Origin of the sequence: Nostoc sp. FACHB-133 (assembly GCF_014698055.1) — a bacterium.
In the GTDB taxonomy this organism is placed as follows: Bacteria; Cyanobacteriota; Cyanobacteriia; order Cyanobacteriales; family Nostocaceae; genus Nostoc.
On record NZ_JACJSH010000015.1, the window covers coordinates 91113 to 110799 of the forward strand.

15 protein-coding genes are annotated in these 19687 nt (G+C 41.6%); 8 read left to right on the forward strand and 7 right to left on the reverse strand.

Annotation, left to right across the window (positions count from 1 at the left end):
• The first annotated feature begins 995 nt into the window (after positions 1–995).
• The 8 genes from H6G86_RS14490 to H6G86_RS14530 all read left to right on the forward strand — a co-directional run bounded on the left by H6G86_RS14490 (position 996) and on the right by H6G86_RS14530 (position 12293).
• Positions 996–3329: a GMC family oxidoreductase N-terminal domain-containing protein gene (locus H6G86_RS14490; RefSeq protein ID WP_190934911.1), complete on the forward strand. Its 2334-nt coding sequence runs from the start codon at positions 996–998 to the stop codon at positions 3327–3329.
• A gap of 227 nt (positions 3330–3556) precedes the next feature.
• On the forward strand, positions 3557–4606 hold the full coding sequence (locus H6G86_RS14495; protein ID WP_190934912.1) for an alpha/beta hydrolase family protein: 1050 nt from the start codon (positions 3557–3559) through the stop codon (positions 4604–4606).
• A gap of 71 nt (positions 4607–4677) precedes the next feature.
• Positions 4678–5586, forward strand: coding sequence for an acetoacetate decarboxylase family protein (locus tag H6G86_RS14500; RefSeq protein WP_190934913.1), 909 nt, complete (start codon positions 4678–4680; stop codon positions 5584–5586).
• 8 nt (positions 5587–5594) lie between these two features.
• Entirely contained in the window at positions 5595–6014 is a 420-nt protein-coding gene (locus tag H6G86_RS14505) for a patatin (protein WP_190934914.1), read from the forward strand.
• Complete coding sequence (locus H6G86_RS14510; protein WP_190934915.1) at positions 5995–7536, forward strand: patatin-like phospholipase family protein; 1542 nt, start codon at positions 5995–5997, stop codon at positions 7534–7536. The genes H6G86_RS14505 and H6G86_RS14510 overlap by 20 nt, the downstream gene beginning before the upstream one ends.
• Before the next feature lie 307 nt (positions 7537–7843).
• Positions 7844–10048, forward strand: a complete 2205-nt coding sequence (locus H6G86_RS14515) for a family 1 glycosylhydrolase (protein ID WP_190934916.1) — start codon at positions 7844–7846, stop codon at positions 10046–10048.
• Positions 10049–10205: 157 nt separating this feature from the next.
• The gene (locus H6G86_RS14520; RefSeq protein WP_190934917.1) at positions 10206–11018 is read left to right on the forward strand and encodes an SDR family oxidoreductase; all 813 of its coding nucleotides are present in this window, start codon (positions 10206–10208) and stop codon (positions 11016–11018) included.
• Positions 11019–11591: 573 nt separating this feature from the next.
• Positions 11592–12293 (forward strand): DUF547 domain-containing protein, encoded by a 702-nt coding sequence (locus H6G86_RS14530; RefSeq protein ID WP_190934918.1) that lies wholly within the window; start codon positions 11592–11594, stop codon positions 12291–12293.
• Here H6G86_RS14530 and H6G86_RS14535 read toward each other — a convergent pair.
• From H6G86_RS14535 to H6G86_RS14560, 7 genes are all read right to left on the reverse strand, one after another.
• Positions 12278–13033 carry a TIGR04283 family arsenosugar biosynthesis glycosyltransferase gene (locus H6G86_RS14535; RefSeq protein WP_190934919.1) on the reverse strand — a complete coding sequence of 252 codons (756 nt, stop codon included), beginning with the start codon at positions 13031–13033 and terminating at the stop codon, positions 12278–12280. The two genes, H6G86_RS14530 and H6G86_RS14535, sit on opposite strands and share 16 nt — an antisense overlap.
• A gap of 62 nt (positions 13034–13095) precedes the next feature.
• The gene (locus tag H6G86_RS14540) at positions 13096–13590 is read right to left on the reverse strand and encodes a rhodanese-like domain-containing protein (protein ID WP_242064816.1); all 495 of its coding nucleotides are present in this window, start codon (positions 13588–13590) and stop codon (positions 13096–13098) included.
• 44 nt (positions 13591–13634) lie between these two features.
• Positions 13635–13799, reverse strand: a complete 165-nt coding sequence (locus H6G86_RS14545; protein ID WP_190934920.1) for an ATP-binding protein — start codon at positions 13797–13799, stop codon at positions 13635–13637.
• A 9-nt stretch (positions 13800–13808) separates the two neighbouring features.
• Positions 13809–15116 carry an MFS transporter gene (locus H6G86_RS14550; protein ID WP_190934921.1) on the reverse strand — a complete coding sequence of 436 codons (1308 nt, stop codon included), beginning with the start codon at positions 15114–15116 and terminating at the stop codon, positions 13809–13811.
• Positions 15117–15168: 52 nt separating this feature from the next.
• Positions 15169–16314 carry a PepSY-associated TM helix domain-containing protein gene (locus tag H6G86_RS14555; RefSeq protein ID WP_190934922.1) on the reverse strand — a complete coding sequence of 382 codons (1146 nt, stop codon included), beginning with the start codon at positions 16312–16314 and terminating at the stop codon, positions 15169–15171.
• A 53-nt stretch (positions 16315–16367) separates the two neighbouring features.
• Positions 16368–16502: a hypothetical protein gene (locus H6G86_RS39535; protein ID WP_277883598.1), complete on the reverse strand. Its 135-nt coding sequence runs from the start codon at positions 16500–16502 to the stop codon at positions 16368–16370.
• Between the two features lie 81 nt (positions 16503–16583).
• Positions 16584–19265, reverse strand: coding sequence for a TonB-dependent siderophore receptor (locus tag H6G86_RS14560; RefSeq protein ID WP_190934923.1), 2682 nt, complete (start codon positions 19263–19265; stop codon positions 16584–16586).
• Positions 19266–19687: the final 422 nt, after the last annotated feature.

Genomic DNA, 19687 nt, shown 5'->3' on the forward strand with positions numbered 1-19687 from the left:
TGCAGTGAATAATGAAGCGAACGCAAGTATCAAACATCTACCAAACTGGTGAAGTCTGCCAAATTATAGCTAAGGAATAACCCCCAATTTAGGGGCAAGCGTGGGTGCTGGCATAGCCTCTTCAAAAACTATGCATTTTGTCAACTACCTCTATTCGACTAGCACCCTAGCAGAGGTTCTGAGGTAGAAATATTTATCAACCAAATCAATGTTGTCGTTGATAGCCTGATATAGCGTTTCCTAATCAGTAGATCATAGCCCCCTTACCGCTTACACGGTGAGGGGGTTGGGGTTCTTGTACCTCACAAAGGCTGAGAACTGCTATAAGAGGATGTTTGAAAAGTCCTCTTGACCCTGATTTTCAGGTAGGGGCAATTCATGAATTGCCCCTACCGTGTGTAGTTTTGTATAAGTTCTATTAAAGTAACCCGTGAACAAAATCGAATTGAACATTGCCAAAAATTGTCTGCAATGCTACGCTGTGACTTGAAATTGTACATACTATTAAGTATGTATAAATTTCAGAGTTCATTTAATCATTAGCTTGGTTAATTTAAGTAAAAGAATGTTAACTTTCTTGTTAACCTGCATATAATACCGAGTTAGCTCCGATAACTGAATCGTATAGCTAAATTGGTTGTCTAATCCAAATTAATCAGGCTTTAGTTTTGATTAAAGCCACACATAACTTATTGATATAATCCCTCCCTAAACCTCTCCTCCACAGAGATAGAGGGGCTAATTCTTACTACCCTTACCTTTTAGTGAAGGGTTTAGGGATTAAGTTTGAGTGCAATTTGTACAAGGCAACAAATTATTATCGACACCATTTTTCTTAAATTTTCTGGAAAAGCTTTGATTGCTTTTGAATTGCAATACTAGTAGTTAAAAATCCTACTGCATTATCAGAAATTCTCATTAGATTAGCTTTTGCCTCCATTTGTAATCTAGATGAGTGTATATTTTCATACCCATAAATTTTAAGGATGAATATAATGACTCGTTTATCCAGCCCGATTGAAAACTTAAAAAATTACTATAAAGTTGTAGTTATTGGTTCTGGTTATGGTGGTAGTATTGCGGCATCGCGTTTAGCACGAGCCGGACAGCAAGTGTGCATTTTAGAGCGAGGGAAAGAATTCCAACCTGGTGAATATCCCAAAACTCAAAGCAAAGCATTGGCACAAATGCAGATAGATTTGCCACAACATCATCTAGGTTCGCACACAGCTTTGTATGACTTTCATGTGAATAAAGACATTAATGTATTTATTGGTTGTGGACTAGGTGGAACATCTTTAGTTAACGCCAATGTGTCATTACAAGCTGAACCGCGTGTATTTGCAGATTCACGCTGGCCAAAGGAATTGCGTGATGATGTTGGTACTTTATTAGCCGCAGGTTATCGTCGTGCGGAGGAAATGCTCAAACCTACTCCCTACCCCGAAAATTTTCCTCCTCTGCCAAAATTACAAGCTTTAGAAAAATCGTCTAAATATTTGAATGAAAAGTTTTATCGTCCCCCCATCAATGTGACATTTCAAGATGGGGTGAATCATGTCGGTGTAGAACAAAACAAATGTAATCTCTGCGGTGATTGTGTTTCTGGCTGTAATAATAAAGCCAAAAACACCGTGTTGATGAATTACCTCCCAGATGCAAAAAACCACGGTGCAGAAATCTATACACAAGTTTCCGTGCGACGAGTTGAACGTCAGGGGAATCGCTGGCTAGTCCATTACCAATTATTAAACACGGGACAAGAAAACTTTAACGCTCCCACAATGTTCGTCACTGCTGATATTGTAATTCTGGCAGCTGGGACATTGGGATCTACAGAAATTTTGCTGCGTTCTCAAGCTGCTGGTTTAGCTGTATCTGAGAAATTGGGACATAATTTTACAGGGAATGGAGATGTCCTAGCTTTTGGCTATAACACCGAGCAAGTAATTAACGGTATTGGTTTTGGCGATCGCCCGGAGAATGCCCAAGAACCAGTAGGGCCATGCATCACCGGTATCATAGATATGCGAGAACAGCCCCAATTAGATAACGGACTAGTTATTGAAGAAGGCTCAATTCCTGGAGGTCTGGCTGCTATATTACCCCAAACCCTTGCGACGGCTGCCAAAATTTTAGGTAAAGACACCGACTCTGGTTTAGGCGATCGCATCGAAGAAAAAATCCGCGAAGTTGAGAGTTTGACTCATGGTGCTTACACTGGTGCAGTCCGCAACACCCAAACCTACTTAGTCATGACCCATGATGATGCAGCCGGACAGATGTACTTAGAAAATGACCGTCTCCGCATTAAATGGCAAGATGTAGGAAGCCAACCCATTTTTCAACGAGTCAATAATCGTCTTACAGAAGCCACCGAACCCCTAGGCGGTACACAAATTCCTAATCCCATTTGGTCTGATGCCTTTGGTCATGACTTAGTTACAGTCCATCCACTAGGAGGCTGTATCTTAGCGGAGGATGCTGAACAGGGTGTTGTCAACCATAAGGGACAAGTATTTGCTAGCAACCAAGGAACAAACGTTTACGAAAACTTATATGTTGCTGATGGTTCAATAGTTCCTCGGACATTAGGTGTAAATCCACTACTGACAATCTCTGCTCTAGCGGAACGTTGCTGTAGCCTCATTGCTAAAGACCGGGGTTGGACAATTAATTATGATTTGGCTACCCCACCTATAGTCACCGGTGACACTACCCGGCCCACCACAGTCGGCATTCAATTCACTGAGACCATGCGTGGCTACTTTTCTACCGCAGTCAAAGACAACAACTATCAGCCTGCATTCTGGCAAGGCAAACAAGACAACTCGCCTCTAGAGTTCACCGTTACAGTAATTGCCGATGACTTAGACAAACTACTCAACGACCCCGAACACCGAGGGAAAATAGTTGGTATAGTTAAAGCCCCCGTTCTATCCCCAGAAGCCCTAACCGTCACCAATAGCGATTTTAATTTGTTTGTTGGCCTTGTTGGACAACAAAAAACCAGACAAATGCTTTATCGCTTACACATGATGACGCAATCAGGACAACGTTATTACTTGAAAGGCTTCAAGCAAATTCATGATGACCCAGGATTCGATGTTTGGTCTGATACCACCACACTATTCATCACCATTTATGAGGGCGACAGTGAAAATAATCCCATCGTTGGTCAAGGCATTCTCAAAATTCAGCCGATGGACTTCATCAAACAAATGACCACTATGAAAGTTACCAACGCAGATAGTATTGGGGAACGTCTACAAGCAATAGATAGATTCAGTCGTTTCTTTGCCGGCACTTTAGCGGAAGTCTACATTTAACTTTAGGAGGCGGGAGCTATGAAAATACGGTTCGGTTAAAGGGGAAAGGGTAAAGGGTAAAGGTTTTGAATACATCCTTTCCCCTTTACCCCTTACCCTTTACCCAGACTACCTTTACCCAGACCAGAAGGAAAGTGAAAAATGCTTATCCGAACCGTATTGGGAGCTATGAGGCAGAGGGCAGGAGGCAATGCCCAATGCCCTAATCTATTAACAAATCTATCAAAATGAACACCACAACATATACTCAATCTTTACAAGAAAGAATAGTACCTTTTACTAGCAAAGATGGCTTTCAATGCAACTTAATTAACGTTAGAGGTGAAAAGCCTCCTTCTAAACCACCTGTATTACTAGCGCATGGTGCAGGAGTCAGAGCAAATATCTTTCGCGCTCCTGTGGAGACTAATATAGTTGATTACTTAGTTGCTCATGGTTATGACGTATGGTTAGAAAACTGGCGTGCCAGTATTGACCTAAATCGTAATCATTGGACACTTGACCGAGCCGCAGTGAATGACCATCCACAAGCGGTGAAAACAATTGTTGAAGAGACGGGTTATGAAGAAATCAAAGCTATCATCCATTGTCAGGGATCTACTAGTTTCATGATGTCTGTGGTGGCTGGCTTAGTCCCACAAGTCAAAACTATTATCAGCAATGCCGTTTCACTGCATCCAATTGTACCTTCATGGTCATCTTTCAAAATCAATTTTGCAGTACCAGCAGTCAATTTACTCACCGATCATTTAAACCCACAATGGCAAATAGATTCACCAAGTCTAGCTGCAAAATTAATTTCTCTATTCGTGGGTATTACGCATCATGAATGTAATAATTCAGTCTGTAAACAAGTTAGCTTTACTTATGGGACTGGCTTCCCGGCATTGTGGGAACACACCAACCTCAACGAAGCCACCCACGAATGGCTAAAGCAGGAATTCGCCTATGTGCCGCTCAGTTTTTTCGCACAAATGTCTCAGTGCATCAATCATGGACATCTAATTTCTGTTGATAATTTCCCCAATTTCCCAAAAGATTTTATTGCCCAACCACCAAAAACCGATGCCCGAATTGCATTTTTCGCTGGGCAACTTAATCGTTGTTTTCTGCCACAAAGTCAGATAGAAACTTTTAAATATTTTGACTCTTTGCATCCTAATTACCATGCTTTACACGTTCTGGATAACTACAGTCATTTAGACATATTTATGGGTAAGAATGCAGCCAAAGATGTGTTTCCGTTAATGCTTGCAGAGTTAGAAAAGACTGCTTGAAAATGCAAATTTCATTCTCTAGACCTTTGTTACCTCTCTCCAACAATAAATTTAATTATGTGTGAAAAAATATGATGCCTCAACGTTTAAAACAACAAACAGGACTTTATGCCTTGGTTGATGGCATACCTTTTCAATTACCCGTTAATTCTGAACACACACCAGCATTGATGGCGGTATTTACGATTAACGCCGATCGCGCTAAAGAATTGATCCTAGCCAAAGAAGTACATCCTCTGCGACTATGGAATAATCAGGGGTTGTTAGTGATCACAGTGATTAATTATCAGATTACTGACATTGGTAAATACATCGAATTTAGTATTGCGATCGCCTGCACTCATGGCGCAAAACCAGCCCCGCCGTTACTACCTGGTTTATTGATGCAACAGTACGGCACTGGGCAGTATGTACTTGATTTACCTGTTAGTACTGAAATTTCTGTCAAAGGTGGTAAAGGAATTTGGGGAATGCCCAAACATCAAGCTAACTTGGACTTTGTGATTGGCGATCGCACCGTCAGCAGTCAATATGATTTAGATGGGCAACTAGTGATGAAAATTGAGGTTGCCAAACCCGCCAAAGCTTGGTTTCCCCTGAAAATGGGTGCAGCAAACTACTGTGCATTTCGCGGGATGTTGATGAAATCCGTGATTTACTTTCAAGGGAAATTGGGATTTTCGCTGTTCAAACCGGGTTCAGCCAAACTTACCATCGGCGATCATCCCCGTATCCAACCACTAAAACACCTAGAGATTAGCCCCGAACCTATATTTACAGGCTTTTTCCCGGAAATCACAGGGATGCTAGATGACCATTTGGAGAGTTGGTTTCTTGGCTACGACATACCCCCTACACAACAACCAGAAGGTTTAGAAAGTGTAGTTAATTTAGGTTTGGGTCAAGAATGGCTACCAGCGCCAAAGGCTTTGCCCAAGGATGATCAAGCCGAGATGTATGTAATACCAATTAAAAATTAATAAAAAATATGATGAATAACGGTAGAATACTCCACTTATCATTAATTGGCATTGCCATTTTCACTATTGTGAGTGGATTGTTGCAAATGGTTTTGCCTAGTTTGGTACTCTACATTGTCTCAGCAGAAGTGACCCCGACTAGCCAGCATTTTTTTGCCATCATCGGTATGTTTATGGTGCTGTTTAACGGCGCACTGTTACAAGCATTAATCAGCCTACAACCCCAACCTATTGTCTTAATTTGGGCAGGATTACAAAAATTTAGTGCTTCAATAGCCGTTGGTTTGGCTGTTATCAAGCTAATTTTTTCCCCATTCGCGCTGCTAATTGCTGGTTTTGACCTGTTATCAGGAGTATTAATTTTCTGGTACTTGCTTCGCTTGCGTACTTTTACACCAGGATACACTTATGAGCAACCAACCGCATAAACCTTACGGCACTCCTGAACCAACATACTCAGGGAATAAACGTTCCTTGATTTTAGCTGGTGGTGGAATGCGTGTAGCTTACCAAGCTGGAGCTATCCGCGCCTTACTCGAATCAGGACTATGTTTTAATCATGCGGATGGTACTTCCGGCGGTACGATGAATTTAGCAATGCTGCTATCTGGACTATCGCCAATTGAGATGTGCGATCGCTGGCGGACTTTGAATGTTAAAGATTTTGTCTCCTTTATCCCTCTAGAAAAATACCTCAAAGCCTGGGATTTGTTGTCTATGGGAGATGCAGACGGCATTATTGATCGCGTTTTTCCCCACTTGGGAATTGATATCAGCAAAATCAATGCCTCGGAGGGAATGCAAGGTACATTTAATGTTTGCAACTTTACCCACAAAACAAATGAAGTCATTCCCCACGATCGCCTAGATTTAGATTTATTGGTTGCAGGGATTTCTCTTCCCATCTTCATGCCACCTGTACAGAAAGGTGATTATCTCTACATGGATTCCGTGTGGATTAAAGATGTTAATCTCATGGAAGCGGTGCGCCGGGGTGCAGATGAACTTTGGGTATTGTGGTGCATTGGCAATAGTAGCGAATATCAAACGGGAATTTTTAATCAATATGTCCACATGATGGAACTGAGTGCGAACGGGGCATTTTTTGAAGAGTGCGATCGCATCAATGAAATCAACCAGAGAATTTTGCAAGGGGAGACAGTCTACGGACATACCCAACCGATCAAACTCCACCTCATCAAACCCGCTTATCCTTTACCTCTTGATCCTGATTACTACTTGGGAAACATTGATGGTGCAACTTTGGTTGATATGGGTTACGCCGATGCTAAACAATATTTGCAAACCATGTCACCCGCAGGATTGCCCTTCCAGCCAGACGTGACCCGAATGCACAACAATTTGCCAGGAATGACTTTCCGCGAAAGGATGGCGGGTGGGTTTGTTTTAAATGAGACTGACCCAATCCAGGGTGCAACAAAAGGCAAAACGCACAATTCCTTACTCTCATTGCAACTGACAATTAACATTTGTGACTTAAAACGTTTTTTAAGTGATACCACTTACAGTGCTAGTATTTCTGGCAACATTAATTTTGCAGATTTTGGCGAACACATCCCCCTCAAAAGTGGCGTGTTTAACCTGTTTGCTCATGACCATAATCCTGGATATAAATACATTACTTATGAACTTGCTTTTGAACATGGTAATCAAGATTATTACTTAGTAGGCAAGAAAGAACTGCATAATGATCCGGGATTTGATTTGTGGCAAGACATGACAACTATCTATACTTGCTTACATCAAGGTACAGATAACAACAGTCCCATTATCGGTGCAGGAATTTTAACCCTAGATGTGGGTGACATAGCCAAGTGCGTTTCCGGGTGGCGTATCATTAACGCCAAGTCACTGACAGAGAAAGCTACATTATTGGCAGAGTTTGGTAGCTTTTTCTGGGGCAATATTTGGGAAACTTACCAACCGTAAATTCCAAATTAAACCTCTGCTGAGTGGAGTATAAAGGTTTAAGGATGTAGGGAAAATACATTTTCATGTTTAGTTGTGCAATTTTCTCTTGAATCCTTCCTGCCTTCTCCCAAAGGGAGACGCTAAAAGCGATATGCCTCCCGCCTTCCAATACTTTTCGGTTAAACCCAATAATCTCTCTTTTGGTCTGGGGAAAGGTTAAAGGGTAAGGGGGAAAGGGAAATTCAAACCTTTTCCCTTTCCCCCTTAACCGAAAAGTATTGTCTTGCCTTCTGCCTTCTTTCACAACTTTTCAGGAGAAATTAACATGAGCGATCGCCTTACGCCTTTACCCTCATCATTCTTATTCGGTGTTGCAACTGCTGACCATCAGTGTGAAGCTTACGATTCCCAGTTTGAAGATATTCGAGATGTATGGGAACGTCGTCGCGGGATTACGGTCAGGGGTCGAGCCACTGACTTTTGGCATCGCTACGCTGAAGATATCGCCTTAGCTCAGTCCCTTGGTTGCAAGTCTTTCCGATTTTCGATCGCTTGGTCACGGGTAGAACCTGAACCCGGTAAGTTCAGTGAAGAAGCTTTTGAACATTATCACCAAGTAATTGAAACTATCAGATCGCATGGTTTAGAACCAATTGTAACTCTGCATCACTTCACCCATCCCATCCATGTAGAAGCACGGGGGGGATTGACTGGGCCAGAATTTCCAGCTATTTTTGCTAACTACGCCACAGAAGTTGCCAAGCGTTTGGGTCATTTGGCACGTTATTGGATTAGCTTTAACGAACCTAGTCAATTAATTTACGGTTACATCAAACCTTGGTGGGAAAGAGCCTATTTTATGCCCCCAGGTTTGGAGCGCGGTGCAACTATTGCCGATCAAATGACCGCAGTGCAGAAACTCATGCGGAATTTGTTTGTCTCCCATACACGCGCCAGAAATATTCTCAAAGAGTACAACCCAGATGCTCAAGTGGGAGCAAACCCCATGTTATTGGGTCTGCCTCTATGGTTGCAGAAATTAGTGGATCTCAATGTCACTAATCTGCGTCGTCCCGAAGATATGATTTCTCAGGGTAAACGTTTTACTGAGCGCAGTTTGTTGGAAAAGGGAAAGGTTGATGTTGTCATTGCTAATTTGACTATTACCGCCGAGCGACAACAGCAAGTAGCGTTTTCGGAAACTTATTATCAGGCGGGGCAATTTCTCTTAGTCAAAGCCACCAGTTCCATTCAGCAACCAGAAAATCTAGCTCAGAAAACAGTAGCAGTTGTCAAAAGTTCGACGGCAGAATCTACCATAGAATACCTGTTACCCAGAGTTGAAGTCAAAGTAGTAGAAGATTACGCTGATGCCTTGCAAGCCTTGGATTATGAGCAAGTGAGTGCCATTCTTGCAGATGACACAATTCTCTTGGGTCTGATGAGACAACAACCAGGGCAATATCGACTGGTGGGTAAAAATGGTGAAGGGCTGACAGTAGAGAACTATGGCGTAGCTGTAGTTAAAGGCGATCGCGCCCTCTTGAATATTGTAGATACAGTAGTGCGACAGTTTAAAGAATCCGGGGCTTGGCTAGCTAGTTATAGTAATTACTTCCCCAATCAACCCGTCCCACCTGTACCAAAAATCGGCAGACGTTCAACCCTCGCTGACATCACCACAGGCGGATCTTCTAGTCCAACTATCGGAAAGCCTCAACCTGGTACACCACTGCGACGCATTCAAGACCGTGGTTATTTAGTTGTCGCAGTCAAAGAAAACGTACCTGGGTTTGGCTACCGTGACCCCAAAACCGGAGAATTTAGCGGCTTAGAGATTGATTTAGCGCGTTTAATCGCCAAGCAAATCTTCGGCGATCCCAGTAAAGTGAAATTTGTCGCCGTTTCCACCCAACAACGCTTACCCGTACTGCGATCGCTCACCCGCATCTTTGACCCAATTTTCAAGATTTTCAGCGTACTTTCTACATCATTGACAAGTAACTGGTGGCACTTAGGTATGGCTGGGAAATTACCCACATTCCTCTGTCCTCAAGAATGTGTAGGTCAACAAGATTTTGTTGGTTTTGACTATTACTGGGGGATTAGCAATCTCCGCCTCAACCGCATTCAACAATTAATGGATGCTGCTTTTGGACGTTTTGGTAATGCGCCAGTTTGGTCTGGTGTTCTCTACGATATGCTCAAATTCCACGCCCAGTTATTCCCCGATAAAGAGATTATGATTATCGAGAATGGCTGTGTAGAAGTAGCCGATAAAGTCGTCAAGCGCGAAGACTACATTCGCCAGCATCTCCAACAAGTGCAACGCGCCCGTCAAGACGGGATAAACGTCATCGGTTACGTCTCCTGGTGCATCACCTCCAACCGCGAGTGGGGTCTGAAATTTGGCCCAGATAGCGATTTTGGACTATATCACATTGACCTAGATACAGACCCAGAACTCAAGCGCCAACCAACCCCAGCCGCTAACTTATACCGCGATATCATCAAACAAAACAGCGTCTAATACCAATCCAAAATTCAAAAATCCATATTTTACAAGGGTTTCTGAGAAATATCTGTTGGTGAATTTTGGAGGATTTCTACAAACCCTCCGAGTTTAAAAAATCATGTAGAGACGCACAACTTCGCCTCTCTACATCCCACTCAACCCCTCAATACTCATGCCCAAAACAGTTTTCATCACCGGAACATCCAGTGGAATTGGGAAATTCACCACCATATACTTCGCGCGACAAGGCTGGAACGTTGCAGCCACTATGCGAAACCCCAGCCAAGACCAGAATTTCCGTGAATTTCCTAACATCAAAGTATATTTTTTAGATGTTACAGATAATAACAGTATTCAAACTGCGATCGCTTCTGCCATCCAAGATTTTGGTCAAATCGATGTTTTAGTAAATAACGCTGGTTATGGTGTAGATGGTGTATTTGAAGCCATGACTGATGAAATAATCGCCAAACAATTTAATACCAACGTCTTTGGCTTGATGCGAATCACACAAGCGATCATTCCCCATCTGCGTCAACAAGGCGGTGGCACTATTATTCAAATTGCCAGTATGGGAGGAAGAATTACTTTCCCCTTGTATAGCATTTATCACAGTTCAAAATGGGCGGTAGAAGGGTTTAGTGAAGCTTTGCACTATGAATTAGAACCATTCAATATCAAAATTAAAATTGTTGAACCAGGTGTAATTAAAACTGAATTTTACGAAAATAATCGAGCGATCGTGCGTGATGATTTGCCCATGTATCAACCATTAGTAGATACTGCACAAAGGGTATCCCAAGAAGCGGGAAGAAAAGGAGAGCCGCCAGAATTAGTTGCTCAGGCAATATTTAAAGCAGCCATTGATCGTAGTTATAAAATGCGCTATCCCGTTGGTCAACCTGCGCCCATTTTGCTCATGCTACGTAAATTATTGCCCGATTCTTGGTTTTTCTCAATCATCAAACGTATTTATAAAGTATAAATATGCCTAAGTAAGTCGGTGTGAATAATTCAAACTATATTAAGTAATGTAAAATTATTGTAATCCAGTTTGTAGTAAGGACTTCAGTCCTTCTTTTAGGACTGAAGTCCTTACTACAAACCTTTAATTATTTGCACCGTCCTACTTAGTTGAAAAATTATCTGCTTACCTGAGATTTACCACAATATAATTGGTAAACCTGCAATGATAGAGGCAATACCTGTCCAAAGAGTGAACTGCTCAAGATTTCCTTCATCCAAAGCAAGACTCATTTGCTTAATTGCTGATAATAGTCCAGCTAATAGTAGTACAAAGAATGCAAAATATCTCACAGCAATCATACTTTGCCCTACTTGAATGTAAAAGTAAACATAATAGGTTTCTAACAGGCTCTACCATGTTTTTCTGTTTCAGATTTAGCACTTTAGAAGCTAAATTATTAAACCAATTCCCAATTTTCAACGCCACCGTGTAATAAATTTGTATATTTGTAGTAGGAGCGCAAGGCCTTGCGCCCCTACCAAACGCAGGGATGGGATGTTTTTTTACTGGAAGTTCCTAAACACAGCGATAATGATTGATTTTGAACCTTGGGATAGGTTATTACGTCAGTATATTGATCAACAGGGTCGTGTAGACTATTTTGCTTGGAAAACAGAGCAACCTCAAGCGCTAGGAAATTGGTTGTCAAGTCAAAAAAATCTGGATTTTACATCTAATTGCAGCACTTTTGAGCAATTGGCATTGTGGATCAACCTTTACAATGCGTTCACTATTTCGGCAATTTTGGAGATGTATCCACTTGAGTCAATTCGTCCGCGAATCTTAGGCATTCCCAACTGGCTGGCTTTTTTGTGGTTCTTTCAACGTCGTGGTTATCATATATTTGGCGAACGTTACAGTCTAGCCCAAATAGAAAACTCTATTCTGCGGGAGCGATTACAAGAGCCGCGAATTCATTTTGCAATTGTCTGCGCTTCGGTTGGTTGCCCATTACTGCGTGCTGGAGCTTATTTTCCTGAACAAGTTACTCAGCAGTTAGATGAAGATACCCGTCGCTTTATTAATAATCCTGAAAAAGTCCGTTATGACTCAGATAGTAAAACGCTCTACTGTAGCAAAATCTTTAAATGGTATCGTCAAGACTTTCTCAAAGTTACATCCTCCATTCCAGAATATATCCGCTCTTACCTAGAAACAGATTTGCCTTTGCAAGCCTCAACGCCGATTTCCTATCTCTACTATGACTGGAGCCTGAATCAGCGAATATCTTGATAAAATTGTTTGAGATAATTTGCATCAACGCCAATCCCCCACAAAAAACCGATATAAAGGTAAATTGCAGTTGCTTTGAAGCTACCCCATTTTGCGACGCGTCGATCTGAAGATTGAACAATCCGGTTTACCAGATAAATACGTCCTTTTTTAACCAATTTCAGGCATAAATCTCCATCCTCCATAATCGGCAATGCCTGATCAAATCCATCGCAATCCCAGAAGTCAGTACTACGACAAAACATTACCTGATCTCCAAACAAAAGACGTAATCCTCGAAAAAACAGGTACGGTTTAAATAACAGTGGTGCGTAATAAGTTTTGAGATAATTATGTAGAGAGACACCCCAGCGAGTGGTTTGAGATCCACTCATCAGAGAAATAAACCCCCCACAGGCAATGGTTGGCTCTGCTAAGGTTTGCTCTATTACAGTGATTAGGTCATCCGGCACCCAAGTGTCTGCATGAAGAAAGCAAAGAATATCTCCAGTTGCAGCCGATGCACCGTAATTCATCTGAATCGAACGCCCACGCTGCTCAGATGAGATAACTTGTAGACATAGCGACTGATCGAAAGACTCAAAGCATTGCTTTGCAACTGCCACTGTCTCATCTTCGCTGCCACCATCTACCACTATCACTTCCTTTGCAGGGGGATTAAGTAAAGTCAGTTGGCGCAATGTACGCCTTAAGCTAACTGCTTCGTTTAAAGTCGGAATGACAATCGAAACTTGAGACATGCAGCAAGAGTAGTTTTATTAGGAATTTGATACTAGGACAAACAAATGTATTTACTTAAAATTTACCACTCCTGAGCATGGTTTGTAGCTTTTAGCAGTTTTCCCCATATTGCATTATAAGGATGTACAAATTGTGTTTGATGCTCGTCTTTAAAAATAAGCCTCCCTTCATTTGCCCATTGAAAAATCCCACCGCTTAAGTTATAAATGCACTTCATCCCGGCTTGATCAAGCTGTTGGGCTAATTTGGCGCTCCGGTAGCCAACAGAACAGTAGATAACAATTAGTCTATCTTTTGAAACTGTTGAAAGTTCTGCTAAGTCAGGTGTTAGATGATCTATACACACTGCTGTTTCGATATGGCTTACCCCATATTCTGTTTGACTTCGTGCATCTAGCAGTAATGGCCGTGGCTTTGCAGAATCCAACAGTAATTGAGCTAATTGGTTGCAATTAATTTCCTTAACAGTAGGAAACTGAAATCTGATCAGAAGTTTAAGAAAATTAAACATGAGCGATCGCACTTGTAAAAATACCCTCCGGTAATGACTGCTCATTCTTGCTCTGTTAATTCCTGTTTTCGACCAAGTTAACTTTGAGTCTAAGCCAGAATCGGTAAGGTAATCACAAATTCTGTTCCTTTGCCAGGAGTAGAATTCACATTCAAAGTTCCGCCATGTTTTTCTATCACAATGGACTGAGCGATCGCTAATCCTAATCCTGTTTCTTTCCCAACACCTTTTGTACTAAGCAGAGGGGTTGACATTTACTGTCACTATTTCCGCAGTGCTGTATTAGCATCATGATCGGGCAGTATAGTTTCTACGTCACGCAAAGTGCGGAAAGCATATCCACTTAAGCCAATAAGTAACATCCCTAGCGAAGAGATGAAGTACAAAACTGCCATACCCGAACCTTTTCCCGTGCCGAATATCCAGCCTAATATGGGTGCAAGACTACCATCTGGCATCATTGCAGGTTCAAAAATATAGTCAGCTAGTGGCCCAGCTATCAAATAAGCAACCGTTGAAGCAATCAACGTTACAACCTTTAGAGTCGCAAAAACACGTCCTTGTATCTGAGGATTAACCTTGGTTAGCCAGATAGCATCACAGAAACTGCCAAGTATGGGAAAATTCAGAGATGAACAGAATTGAGCTGGAATCCAAATCAATGGTGTTTTAGCTAGACCAAAGATAATTTTGCCTAAACCAACACCGATCATACCAAGTAGCACCCCATCTATACGACGCTTGAAACCACCCCAGCTATTGATGAGCAATACCCCAACTATTCCACCAATTCCTGCTGCTGAGGCTAAAGTGCCTAACACCTTAGCGTCATTGCCAGTCAGTGCTAGAACCATCGGGGAATAGATTGAGAGTCCAAAATCATAGGCAAATGTAAATACAAATGCTAACACGAGCATGGCAAGCAAACTTGGACGTACAGCAATGTAATGCCAACCAAAGTAAATCTCCTGCTTCCAATTAGTGAAACTTTGAGTGTTTACTGTTGTCCTACTAGGTTGTGGGATATGTACTCCTAAAACTGTGGTGACAGCGAATACAAAACTCACAATATCGATAATTAATATTCCAACAAGCCCAATAACTGAGTAGAGAATGCCTGCTAGTGTTGGCGCAATGATACTAGAACCGTAATCAGATAAAAATCTCAGACTGCTAACACGACTGTAGTGCTGCTTGGGCATCATCGTAGATATGGATGTTGAGTAAGCGAGTTCTTGAACTACTTCAAAAATACCTTGGATAGCGACAGCTAAGTATAAATGCCATAATTGCAGATGTGTAGTTGAATAAAGTAGTAAGATAGCGATCGCTACAACACCACTCACTGTATCCCCAACTATCATCAGATATTTACGGTTCCAACGATCTACAATAAACCCAGCGATAGGAGCAATCAATACTTGTGGCAGTTGTGCAAACAACCCAAACAACGCTATTGCTGTAACCTGATGCGTTAGTTCCCATACCCAGATAGTGAATGCGAAGGCAGTCATCCCACTACCAATAATAGAAACGGTTTGACCAAGCCAAATAATGATGAATATACGCACTTGTATGAGTCTTAAATTATAGGTTTGTGGCGGTTGGCAAATTAACCTTCAATTAATCTTGATGGTTCTTTGATAGTTCTATTACCTGATTGTGGCGGACAGATTTTTCTCGGTAGCGATGTTGGTACATGACAAAGCCACTTATAAATAAAATCAAGGGTGATAATCCGACAAATACGTAGAGAATGCGCGTGGATAAACCACCAAATGTACCATAGTGTAAGGGAGTAAAAGAGTTGAGGATGCGATCGCCCAATGGCATTTTTAAAGCATTATCAACTCGCAAAACTTTACCCGTGTACTGGTCAAGATAAACATTACTCTGACCAAGTTCTGCATTTTCCTGGGGTAGCTTAAAGCTAATTGTCAAGCTGTCTTCAGGTTGACTAGGGAAGGAAATACTCCTAACCATAGCACCTGGCAAGGCAGCGTCAGCAATTTTTAGTTGTTCTGCAAGTCGCAACGGTAACTGACCAGGCTTGGGCACAGAAACAGGTTCTGGTTGCTTTTTGGTAAAAGTTACTGCATAAATTATGGGTTCAGTGAAGTCGTAGAAATTCCAGCAGAAGCCAGTAAAGGCAGTCAGCGTCAGGAACACCACTGTAATAATACCTGCTACTTTATGAATGTCGAAGTTCAGCCGCTTTGGATGAGCATTCCACTTGATTTTGAATCCTGCAATCAGCCTGCGCCATCCAGGCCAGAGAATGACACCCGTAATACTCAGAACGAGCAACAGGAATGCTATAACTCCCACGATGGTCATCCCAATGTCTCCAGCCATCAGATTATAATGGAGTTCATACAGCAGAAGAATCAATGTTCTGTCCGATCGCTCACCCATGATTGCACCAGTATAAGGATTGACTAAAACATCTATCCCTTTGTCATCAGGAGCAACGAAGGCAAACATAATTGGTTCATCTGGCTCTGAAGGGAGATAAACTTTATTAAGTTTTAAGTCCTTTCGGGATGAATCATATTCCGCTTTTACAGTATTTACCACTGACTCTAGAGACAGTGGCGCTTCTTGGGGAGAGATATATCCAAACTGTTGGGCTACTAAAAAGTGGTTAATTTCCTTCTGAAAGACCAATAAACTACCTGTCAAGCCAATTATAATCAGCACAAATCCCATAGCTAAACCGAGGTAGCGGTGTAGAGTAAATGCCCAGTTACGGAATGTCTTGGATTTCATTGCAGATATCCTTTACATACATTGATTACCCTTATCATTCGAATGGCACTAAGTTAATCGCAAAGCCCTGATATAACAAGATTTTGAGTGTGGGGAGTGTGGGGAGTGTGGGGGGTAAGACTTCTTCCCCGTCCTCCCACACCTCCCACACCCTGCCCTGACGAGGTTTCACCTTTTCTTAGTGCCATTCCCTTCTCATTCCTTCTGATAAAGGGGAAGAAAACTGATTCCTTCGCCCTCGCCTTACTAAAAGGAGGTTTAAAGAGAATTTAAAAACTGAATGAAATTGTGCCCTGAACTGTAAAAGGTGCTTGTGGAAATACATAAAAGCCGTTGGTTTCGTAGTATTTCACATCAAACAGATTTTTGAAATTGAGTGCGGCTCCCCAATCATTACGTTTGTAGAAGATAGTCGCATCGGTTCTAACATAGGAAGGAAGAGTAAACGGATCGCTCTGGTTAGTAATGCGATCGCCTATAAAAAATAACCCTGCACCAAAACCGAACCCTTGCAAATCACCACTCTGGATTTCATAAGTTGTCCATAGACTAGCGCCGTGATAGGGTGCATTTACCAAACGCGAACCTTTCAAAGAAGGATCGTTGTCTTCGCTGACATAGGCATCATTTAAAAAACCAGAAGCTATTATCTTCCAACCGGGTGTAATTTCTCCTGCCACATCCAGTTCAATTCCGCGACTTTTTACCTCTCCGACTGCAAAGAATACATCAGGATTATCAGGATCAACTGTCGGTATATTAGTCTTTGTAATATCATAAGCTGCTAACGTCAGCGATATCTGAGGGCTGAGATCGGCTTTAATCCCGACTTCATACTGAGTACCCCGCGAAGGCTCCAGCGCTTCTCCATTCGACCTAAAATTATTGGGTACAAAGGAACGGCTATAACTGACATACAGCGAGATTGGTTCTATTGGCTGATAAACTAATCCGACACGCGGTGAAAAGGCTGTATCATAAAAATTAGATTCTTCTGGCTCGCTACCATTAACTGTGTCAGAAATGAATTTATTATTGTAATCAACAAAATCATATCTGCCGCCGACTAACAATTTCAAATTTGGTAGCAATGTCACTTGGTCTTGTAAATAAATTGCTGCTGTATTTGTGGTTGAATCGGACTTTACTGCATAGGTAAAACTTTCACGGGATGGAATTTCATATCCATAAACAGGAGCGAAGATATTTAGTGATGAAATACTTGCTTGATCGAGTGAATAGTTACTAATGCTTCTACTGAATTCCACACCAAAAAGTAGCTGATGCTGAATTGATCCAGTTTTGAATTCACTAATCAAATCGGTTTGCAGCGATAAATCATTACTTTCACTAGGAGAAAGACCTGTAGAGTAGTCTCGTGATAAGGTATCGCCAACTAACTCATTAGGATTAATGTGGGTATCATTTGTCCTAATAAATTGACCAGATAAATTACTCCGCAGACGCAAGTTTTCATTAAATCGATGGTCTAGGGTTAAAGCAAAGCGGTTATTTTCAATATCAATCGAGTCGCTTGGTTCGCCTAAATTTCGGCTGATAGGGAGGTCAAGAAAAACACTGTTAGGTAAAAAACCACGATCGAATACTCTATTGACCTTTGTATATTCGTATTCTAGAGAGATGGTTGTGGCATCATCAATCTTATAGCTGACAATGGGAGAGATAGAGAAAACATCCCCATTGACAAAATCACGAAAACTACCAGAGTTTTCATAGGCAATATTGAGACGATATAAAAGATTTTTCTCTGGAGTCAGGGGCCCAGAAATATCAATGGACGAACGATAAAAACTGTAACTTCCTACTGTAAATTCACCTGCGTAGTAGGGTTCATTTAACGGTTGTTTTGTGACGTAATTGACAATACCACCTGGTTCAAATTGACCATACAGCACTGAAGCTGGGCCTTTTAGAACTTCAACCTGTTCGACGTTTGCGCCATAGATAAAAGCGTTTTGAGTTTTGAAACCATTTCTCAGGATGTTTGAGTTGAGAAATCCCCGAATCGTTAAGTCATCTACAGCGCCACTATAGCCTGTTCCCACTGATACACCAGACACGTTACGGGCTGCATCTGAAATCCGAGTGATTCCTTGCTCCTCAATTACTTGTTTGGGTACAACTTGAATGGACTGAGGAATATCGCGCAGTGGAGTGTCAGTTCTAGTTGCAGTTGATGTTTCAGGTACACGATATCCATCAGGATCGCCCGTCACTACTAGTTCAATCGGTTCATCACTCGCCGCAGAAGGTTGACTTGGTGGAGTTTCTGTTTCTGACTGATTTGCTTCAGGTTTTTGTGGTGTTTGTGTTTGTTGTCCCTGCGATGTGGAAGACGCAGCACTAGCCACACTCAAAATCAAACCCTCGTCAGGACTGTCAAACAACTCTACAGTCGGTACACTCGCTTCACCAATCACTGTGACTCGGATAGTATTGGCATCAAAGTTTGCGACCGTTATCTCAGTAATACCTGCAATTGGCCGCTCCGAGCGAAATGTGAATGTATCACCTGAAGGTAAACGTAATTGGGCGTTGGGAATATCAGCGATAAAATTATTGCCCGAACTGCGATTCACCAGTTGTAGTTTTTCACCAAGGGCAGTTTGTAAGATCACTTCCACTCCCTGAGTGGTGGGATTAGCCTTAACTGCACTCACTGGGACAATTTCTGTAGTACTCCCTTGGCTAAGTTGTGGTGGCTGTCGAAGTATCTCTGCACTCTTTCCAGGATCTACTAACTCGCTTATTTGTTGAATCTCTCTGATTGGTTCCCCAGTAAATGGTTGATTGGAATTAGCATCTGTTGGAGTTGACTTGAGATGCTCTGATACACCTATCCCTACTTCTTCACTTCTAGCAGCAGTTGCGATCGATACAGTCAAAGAGCTTGTTAATAACAGGTAGGGAAGCAATTTTTTCAGTTTCATTCCAATCCAGATCCTCACGGTCTACTAGTAGCCTTAGAACTTAATAGAAAAGTTTTTCATTTCAAATCTGAAATTAAACTATTTTAGCCATAAAGTAAAGTGAGAATATCTCGCAAGATATTTGACAGTCTTTATCAAAATTTTTAGTCTTGTAAAGCTACAAGACAGTTAGTATTTAGAGCAGATACGCTTAAAATAATACAAGTATAAAATAAGTACTACAAAATAAAATGTTCTAGTAATCAATATTTGGAGGACTTTAAAATATTTTTACTAATTAATTTTTAGTATAATTTTATATAAAAAATAGCAAGTAATACATAGAATTTCATCTGAATGAAATGCAATAAATTGATCGCTCATAGCTCAATGCACTTAAATTAAAGAAAATAAGATGGATCGCGGCTGGTGGGTTAGACTCC